This is a genomic window from Brevibacillus daliensis (assembly GCF_021245735.1).
Taxonomy (GTDB): Bacteria; Bacillota; Bacilli; order Brevibacillales; family Brevibacillaceae; genus Brevibacillus_B; species Brevibacillus_B daliensis.
Genome location: NZ_JAJISB010000045.1, coordinates 41358 through 47951, shown reverse-complemented (window position 1 = coordinate 47951; position 6594 = coordinate 41358). Strand labels below are relative to the sequence as shown.

Annotated in this window: 8 protein-coding genes and 1 pseudogene; all 9 read right to left on the bottom strand. The window is 31.4% G+C overall.

Annotated features, from left to right (window positions below; translation table 11 throughout):
* Positions 1-36: 36 nt before the first annotated feature.
* A pseudogene (locus LM917_RS24930) lies at positions 37-429 on the bottom strand (YorF family protein).
* Positions 430-709: 280 nt separating this feature from the next.
* A complete protein-coding gene (locus LM917_RS22725) occupies positions 710-1081 on the bottom strand; it encodes a hypothetical protein (protein WP_232699994.1) in 372 nt (123 codons plus the stop codon).
* 1 nt (position 1082) lies between these two features.
* A complete protein-coding gene (locus LM917_RS22720; protein WP_232699993.1) occupies positions 1083-1448 on the bottom strand; it encodes a hypothetical protein in 366 nt (121 codons plus the stop codon).
* Positions 1449-1525: 77 nt separating this feature from the next.
* A complete protein-coding gene (locus tag LM917_RS22715; RefSeq protein ID WP_232699992.1) occupies positions 1526-2053 on the bottom strand; it encodes an AAA family ATPase in 528 nt (175 codons plus the stop codon).
* Between the two features lie 181 nt (positions 2054-2234).
* Entirely contained in the window at positions 2235-2570 is a 336-nt protein-coding gene (locus LM917_RS22710) for a hypothetical protein (RefSeq protein ID WP_232699991.1), read from the bottom strand.
* Between the two features lie 321 nt (positions 2571-2891).
* Positions 2892-3902: a phage lytic cycle repressor MrpR family protein gene (locus LM917_RS22705; protein WP_232699990.1), complete on the bottom strand. Its 1011-nt coding sequence runs from the start codon at positions 3900-3902 to the stop codon at positions 2892-2894.
* Positions 3895-5256, bottom strand: coding sequence for a DNA sulfur modification protein DndB (locus LM917_RS22700; RefSeq protein WP_232699989.1), 1362 nt, complete (start codon positions 5254-5256; stop codon positions 3895-3897). The genes LM917_RS22705 and LM917_RS22700 overlap by 8 nt, the downstream gene beginning before the upstream one ends.
* Before the next feature lie 112 nt (positions 5257-5368).
* The gene (locus tag LM917_RS22695; RefSeq protein ID WP_232699988.1) at positions 5369-5767 is read right to left on the bottom strand and encodes a hypothetical protein; all 399 of its coding nucleotides are present in this window, start codon (positions 5765-5767) and stop codon (positions 5369-5371) included.
* A gap of 205 nt (positions 5768-5972) precedes the next feature.
* Positions 5973-6557, bottom strand: a complete 585-nt coding sequence (locus LM917_RS22690) for a hypothetical protein (RefSeq protein WP_232699987.1) — start codon at positions 6555-6557, stop codon at positions 5973-5975.
* Between the last annotated feature and the right edge of the window lie 37 nt (positions 6558-6594).

Sequence of the window (6594 nt, the reverse complement as noted above, 5' to 3'; positions counted from 1 at the left end):
GCAGTAGAAGATTTGCTGAGAAAAGCATCCTAGCACTTAACATTTTTGTGTCCAAGATATTGACTCAGATCCAGATAGTTGAGGATACGTTTTTAATTCATCATTTGAAAAATATTCATTTACCCCAACTTTTCCAGCAGTAATGCTTACCTTATCTGCTTCTTCCTCATTACTATTTGCGATTGATTTGTATTCAGTTTTTACAGTATTAGGTCCTTAATAAATACCACTTTCTTTTCCCTCTTTGTTAAACTTAAAAGCGAAAACATTCACTGTATGTACTGAATTTTCATCAGTTTTAATATCGATTTCACCAGTAATTGCTAGTCTATCTCCTACTGTTTTTTCTTCCAATCGAAGCTCTTGAAGTACCCCTTTAATCACTACTTCATTTGTCGCTTCACGTAAAGTTGTTTGATTTTCACTCATTAATAATAATCCTCCCATTATTTTTACTTTTTAATTTTATAGTCAGATTAGTACTGGAGGACTCTTGTTTACCCCTACCCCACTTGATCACCTCTCTTATACGACTAATATGCCATTATAAATTATATATACATATTTTTATTTTATTTTTTCTATCTTATAAAATGAATCTTTTATTTGGAAGAGAAGAAGGTACACCCCATCTAAACAACTTCTTTGACAAAGATAGTTATTTTGAGCATGGCTAAATATAATTTTCAGCCATGCTCAGCTTTGATAATTAATCATTTGCAATACTCTCTTCTAGCATCTCAACATCTTTAGCTTCTATTAATATTAAATTAAGCTCTTTTAAATCATATGATTTTATCACCGCCAAATTTGAATTAACGTCAACTTCTAGTATTTCGTCACCGTTATATTCCTTTAAAAAGAATGTGGATATATTATTCGAGCTAATTTCAAATTTTGATACCTGTTTGAAAATTAATTGTCTAGGAATAATTTCTGGTTCAGTTTCTTTATACCCCCGTTGTCTCCAATTAAGCAAGTCAAGGCTAATAACCACCATATTATCATCAGGTTTATACTCGATTTTATTGATTAAACTATCGTGAAAATCATACATATAAAACAGTTTTTCTATTTCCATATTATTGTCCTCCCGGAAGTATATGAGAAGCGTTTGACCCTTTGCTAACTGGATTTCCATTTACATCCAAATATAAATCTCTGTTGCTTGTAGAATTTGGATTAAAGATGTGATAATGATCTTTGCCCTCAAAACCTGGTGCGCCTTCTCGCTTTTTATCAAATCTGACTCTGAGTCCTGATTTGGGGTCGTAATATTCTCTAGAGCTAGTATTGCGTTTTAATTCTGGATGGGTCACATCCTTCCATCCATTTTTTAATAATTGTTGAGGATCTTTGGGCAGCTTAGAAAAATCGAATTGAGTCTTTGGCTTCGGCTGATTGCTGCTTGGGCGAGGAACACCTCCGCCTTCTAATTTTTTCCGCAAATTACTTGCAATTGCAGGACCTTTTACAAATTTGTAGCTTCTTGTTGAACTAATGCACCCGTTAGTTGAAGAATAAATCAATATTTGAATGAAGGATTTTCTCTTATATTCAGAAAGACTTCATCTAAATCCGATGGCTGTAAGTAGGTTGTATTATAGAAAAATCGTTTATCTATTCCTTTAATTTCAAATTCATTCACTAATTCTAAACATCTTACTCCCATCTGATGTTCTTTAATCCTTAAAGCATCTCTTCTCAACAGTTCACCACTATCGACCCATAAAACAACATATATAATTTCTACGTTTTTTACCTCAGCATAAATCTTTTGAGAAAATTTTTCTACTTCTTCTGGGAAAGCAACATAATCAATGATTACATCCTTATTTGCCTGTACAAAATTGATACTTAAATCAGCTATATTTTCCCAAACTAACGATAGTGATTCTTTACTTTCCCAAGGTGGAAGATATCCGCCAACAACCATATGATTTATTAAATCACCTTCAATATAAGCACTATGATCAAACTGTTCTGCAAGACCCTTTGAAGTTGTGGATTTACCTACTCCTGCTGGTCCAGATATAATATAAATTTTATTCATTATTTCCCCCCACTTTTTATATGTACATATGTAATTCAATGTTAAAACCTTGAAGTCCTTGTTCAACTAAACTGCCCCGTTAGCCACTCATGCAGCGCTGCTGCACCAAAGATGATGAAAATGGTTTGAATCGGTCCATACTTCTACTACGGCTGGAGAGGAAGGTCGTTTTAAGTTGGTGCTACGAGCCCATCCGTAAGCTATTTGACGTTTGAGCTGTGCCTCTAATTTTTATTTTTATCGTTGGAAACTTTTGAATAAAAGAATCAACCTCTATTAAATACTCCTTGCTTGGTTTCAAGTCTACATAATCGGACTTGGTTACATATCTCTTTTTCCCTTCAGATCGAGCAGCTTCTTCTTGATCATATGTATGCGACCAGCTATAGAATTCTTTTAACTCTCCATCTTCCAACACCAATGAATTACATTCTATTGAATTTGAAATAAATAATTCAATCTCTTCCTTTTCTTTAATTTTAATACCGATTTTCACTATCGAAACTAACTCTCGCAAACACTCTCTATCCCTCCATATCTTTCAGATCATCAAACCATTCCCTGAAGAAATCTTCAAAACTCATTTTTTTTTTATTGAAGATTCATGGTTCTTCATTGCCGAATGTGACTTCTAATCCCAATTGCTTCCTCAACTCCACTGCTCGTTGTTATTCTTCATCAGTCACAATGTTCTTCTCTCCTATCCAATGAAAGTCAGGTTTTATTGAAATTATATGTATACATATTTTTATATTATTATCTTAATGTATTCATCATCAGTTGTAAATATCTATTTGATAAAATAAAAAATAAAACCCCTAGAGGCTAGGGGATAAACTTAAATACTATACAAATCATTTATTGCGTCTTTATTGACTAATTCTTTCAATCTAGAAAAGTTATAATCAAAGCTATTGCCGCTTTGGACTTTAGGAATGTTAAATCTAATACAAATTTCAGTTAGCTGCTCTTTATCTAATATCCCATCCCTCTTTAACAATTCATAACCCATATAAATCATTCCTGAGCGAATAATTTTAATCGCAGTAAAGCTGTTAATACCAAAATACTCCCCTAAGCTAGTTAATCGTCTTGAAATAACATGCTTACCAATCGAATCCATATTAGCAACTCTAGTATTTGCATTCTTTAACACAAATCCAGTGTCTAAAAGTTCTAGCGTTTCTTTTCGATTTCTTGAGCTATCTGGGAGTTCATGACCATTATTTTTGTAATAATCCTTCTGGTTATAAGCTAGCTTAATATATCTCATTAACATATCCGAAACTTCTATTTCTCTAGCTGAACCATCAACATTTCTTACCAGTACTTTATTTAGCTCTTGATCAACATCTTCCCATTTTAAATGCCTAATCTCAAAATTTTCTTTGCCCGCAAATCCCTCAAATAGTGCTAGTGGAATTACTGTATCTTGGGGATTTACCCCAAAGTCTACGATATCGTAAATCTCTTTCTTCGAAAAATATTGTCTGAAAGTCTTATCAATAAATGATTCCTCAAAACCATGAGTGTTTTTTACTAAACTAATTGGATTAATGTTGTTTTCTCTATGTCCATTAACAATTGCCCAGTCAATGTAGCTATTTACAATACTGATATTATTCCTGCTTGCTGCTAAAGTTGTTGGACTTAAATGATCAAAAAGATCTTCTATTTCACTAATATTAAATCTGGCAAGATCTTTATTTTTCTCTTCCTCAATGTCTCTGCTTGCTTTCAATATTCTTGCATAGGTTTCATAAGTTCTAATCGTATCTACAAATTGACTCAAAAAGGCTATTTTTAATTGTTCATTATAATAACCATCCTCATATTTAATATTAGACATGATCAATCTCCTCTTTGAAAATCAAATTTCTAAAATATTTTTTTATTTTGTTCTTTGGATTAGTGGTAATATTCTTTTTCGCATCTAATATACCCAAGTCTTCCCATAGTTGATTATCCCTAGAAAAATCTACTTGTTCTACAAACTTCAAAATATCATTAGCAGGAAGATCTTTATCTTTCAAGCGCTTTGCCATTATCACATACGCATAAAACATCTGATTTGAATTAATCAATGTTTTTTTCTTAGTCTGAAGTATATTCGTAACAAATTCTTCAGGATATCCTAGTGCAATAGCATCAAACGCTTCTTTCAAATACTCTACTGCTTTTTTTGCCTCAATAATATTTTCTGGATTAAAAACTTCGTCAATTACCGAATCAAGCACATTAAAACTAACTAGCTGATCATTAACTAAAACATCACTTGATGATATTTTATCACCAATAATACACTCTTCTCGCAGTTGTTTAACAACATAAGAAGACTGACTTTGACGCATTTCAGCAAGTCTAGATATACTTTGACTGGTAAATGTATTAATTTGCGAGAATAGACTTTGTGCTTTTTTCGTACTGTAATTAACTACTCTTAAGCCAAAAGTCATTTTAATTCCTGGATTAATCTTTAAGGCGTTAATTGTTGCGGTTAATCGATGAAATCCATCTAAACAATCCAATTTAGTACCTTCAGTTACAGTTAGGGTTCTATTCTTTGTGTCATAAATGAGTTCCTGTCCAGTATCTGACGAATTCAAACGAGCATTAAAAGTAATTACTGTTCTAAATAATTTTCCTTCTATAATTAAATCAGTCATTTCTTTTACTGATTTCTCGTTTAGCTTAGGAACTCTAATGATTCCGGTTGGAGTTTTGCTAGATTTAAGAATCTTAGCTTCACGTTGAGTGTCAAAGTTATATTGAATAATATTCCCTTCTATTAATGTAAGAAGTTGTTGTGCATGTATTGAAGTATCATAATCGTCTAACTCAAATTGTGTAACATTTTCAAAAGTATAGGGCAATATATCTGGATCACTAGATGAAAAGTCTTGTAATTTTGCTTCCTTAATTTCATTTTCAGTAAAATAATTCATTGGATTACTTTTAATTTTCAAATCATAATCATCAATAGTTTTAGATAAACCTAAGAGCAACAAGCATAATACACTGTCACTAATGTTTTCTAGTGGAGTCTTATTACTAATAATTCTTTGAGTATCTGCAAGACCTATTCCAAACTCTGACATAAATTTTTTTAGTTGGTTTACTTTTTTTCTATTTGAGTGTATTTCAAGAGAAAATGCTTCTGATACAACTGACTCAATCATTTCTCTAGTTATCCCTGTTTGCATTTTTCCAACTCCCTACCATATACATATCTTACTATTATTCTTTATTAAACAATTATAGGTATCACTACTGTTAGTATACCATGCAAGGCGATCATTACAATATTATATAATTTTATTTAGTATATTCTATCGAAGAAGAATAGACTTTAAAACTGTGCTCATGCGTAGCAAAATGTAAGTCAATAAACGCTAAATCCATATTCAGATTTGAGAGCATCCAGTAAGCACATGTAATGGGATCTTCCTCTTCTATCTCACTTCTATTACTCAAAATAAGTTTGACATGAATATTTAAACTATAAAAGTTGTAATCATCGCATTCTGATTGAATTTTTTCACTCTCAATATTCATAATTTCAAGACTGAGTTTTTCGCCATTAGTTAAATGTATTGATATATTTTTATTCAGTATAGGAGAAAGAATACTAAATTCTGAATCATCAACCCCTACTTTTATTTGTCCGAAAATACTAACCAAGTTATTTCTGTATTCACATAAATCGAAAATCATCATGTACTCTCCCACTTTTCAGGAACGTACGTTTGTATATTCATATTCTATATCTTTTCTGAGACCGAAGCAATTAAAAATATGTGTCTTATATAAGTAAAATAGATAATATCCATTTACAATAAATCACAAAAATAAGCCTGTAGAAAGAATAATAGGGCGCTCAAATGAGCACCCTTATTTATTGTTAATGTATTTCATTACATTATTTTAAGAAATGATCATGGTAGTTTCCTGCCCTATAAAAGTTCCCAAATGAATCTCTATTAGGAAATCCATCTTTGTGAGTAGCTTTAATAGGCATTCTACTACTACATGAATGGCACCATGTCTCAGTTGAACCTTCATAAACATAATGATTTCCTTTATTCATACAGATAGGACATTCATATCTCAATCTAAATCTTTTTTTACCATTGTTATCAATTTTTATGCCAGTTTCTATGTAATCTGTTGCTGTTTCTTCTTTCGTTTCTTCTTTCGTTTCTTCTTTCGATTCTTCTAACTTTGTTAATCCTTCAATCATTTTCTCTCGTATATCTTCACTATTCTGAATAGGTTCGGTTTTAGTTTTATCTTCCTCTTGTTTCATTGCTTCAAAAAAATTGCTATATGCTTTACCAATCTTATCAAATTCTTTTATAGTATCTAAAATGTCTCTTTCAATCCCAAAAAGATTAAATACATTTTGTATAATGACTAATTTGGATAGATTCTCAGTTTCTTGAAGCTCAATTTCTGCTGCTTTACCTTTATCATCTTTAATGGAAATCTTTACAGTTAATGACATGTAATCACCTCATGGAAATGATTATAAATCACTAACT

What these genes read in the sequence shown, in the direction of transcription:
- LM917_RS22715 (WP_232699992.1), bottom strand. Translation starts at nt 2,053, where the DNA reads ATGAATAAAATTTATATTATATCTGGACCAGCAGGAGTAGGTAAATCC.
- LM917_RS22700 (WP_232699989.1), bottom strand. Translation starts at nt 5,256, where the DNA reads ATGCAAACAGGGATAACTAGAGAAATGATTGAGTCAGTTGTATCAGAA.
- LM917_RS22725 (WP_232699994.1), bottom strand. Translation starts at nt 1,081, where the DNA reads ATGGAAATAGAAAAACTGTTTTATATGTATGATTTTCACGATAGTTTA.
- LM917_RS22695 (WP_232699988.1), bottom strand. Translation starts at nt 5,767, where the DNA reads ATGATTTTCGATTTATGTGAATACAGAAATAACTTGGTTAGTATTTTC.
- LM917_RS22705 (WP_232699990.1), bottom strand. Translation starts at nt 3,902, where the DNA reads ATGTCTAATATTAAATATGAGGATGGTTATTATAATGAACAATTAAAA.
- LM917_RS22690 (WP_232699987.1), bottom strand. Translation starts at nt 6,557, where the DNA reads ATGTCATTAACTGTAAAGATTTCCATTAAAGATGATAAAGGTAAAGCA.